Source organism: Microbacterium sp. P2_F9, from assembly GCF_056403635.1.
In genome coordinates this window covers 1-1,127 of record NZ_JBFUFC010000405.1, presented here as the reverse complement: position 1 = coordinate 1,127, position 1,127 = coordinate 1, and the positions used below count along the sequence as shown (strand labels likewise).

Sequence of the window (1,127 nt, the reverse complement as noted above, 5' to 3'; positions counted from 1 at the left end):
GGTCAGGATCTCGGGGAGCACCGGGCCATGGCTGCAGAGCACCGCGGCCTTGCGGGATCGCACGCGCTCGCCGACGATGCGGCGCGCGTCCGATGCGCCCTCTTCCCAGGCATCCTGGCTGATCAAGGGGGTCCGATCGATCGGACGCCCGAGGGCCGCCGACAGCGGCGTCACGGTCTTGACGCAGCGGACCGCGGGGGAGGAGATCAGCTTGCGCGGTCCGAAGGCGAGGAGCTGGCCGACTGCGGCATTGGCCTGCTTGCGACCCCTGATGTTCAGCGGACGCGCATGGTCGGCGCCCTTCCACTCATCGCGCGTCAGCGCCTTGGCGTGACGCAGGACGATGATCGGGAAGGTCGCGAGGATGCCGTCGTCGACGAACTTCAGGAAGTTCTCGAGGATCTCCACATCGACCGGATAGCTGAGGCGCTTGAGCGCCTTCTTGGGCGTCACCCATTCGATCGCCGCGATCTCGCGGTTCGGGACGAACGAGGACGACCGGATGGCGGCATCCGTCGCTTCGGCAGACCAGTAGTGCACGATCTTCTGCCGCTTGTTCGGCATGTGGTACTTCGACACGCCGACCGGGATGCCGAGGCTGACCCGGATGCCGGTCTCTTCGAGGATCTCGCGGGCCGCGGTCTCGGCGAGCGTCTCACCCGGCTCGACCTTGCCTTTGGGCAGCGTCACATCGCGGTAGGCCGTGCGGTGGATGAGCAGCAGCGTGAGCTTCCCGTTGACGAGCCGCCACACGACACCGCCGGCGGCGTAGATCGCGCTCTCGGTCATCGCACCACCCGGGCTCGGCGGCGGCGCTGCACCGTTGTCATCGTCCGATCCTGGATGTCGGTGAGCGGTTTGCCGCCCTCGTCCAGGCTGTGCCGCGTCCACTCGCCCTCTGGACCGAGCCACCACGAGCTCGTGGTGTCGCTCATCGCGAGTTCGAAGAGGGTGAGGAGCTCCTTGACGTGGGCCGGCGCGACGACGCGCACGAGCGCCTCGACCCGGCGATCGAGGTTGCGGTGCATCATGTCGGCGCTGCCGATGAACACCTGCGGATCGCCGTCGTTGTGGAACGCGAAGATGCGCGAGTGCTCCAGATAGCGACCCAGGATGCTGCGCACGAC

General features: G+C 67.6%; 1 protein-coding gene and 1 pseudogene. Both read right to left on the bottom strand.

The window, feature by feature from the left end; all coding sequences use genetic code 11:
- A partial coding sequence (locus AC1DVT_RS20395; protein ID WP_477391241.1) for an NUDIX hydrolase occupies nucleotides 1-789 on the bottom strand: 789 nt, incomplete at its 3' end.
- Nucleotides 786-1,127 (bottom strand): annotated as a pseudogene (locus AC1DVT_RS20390) (RNA degradosome polyphosphate kinase); the annotation flags it as partial. The pseudogene AC1DVT_RS20390 and the gene AC1DVT_RS20395, both read right to left, overlap by 4 nt.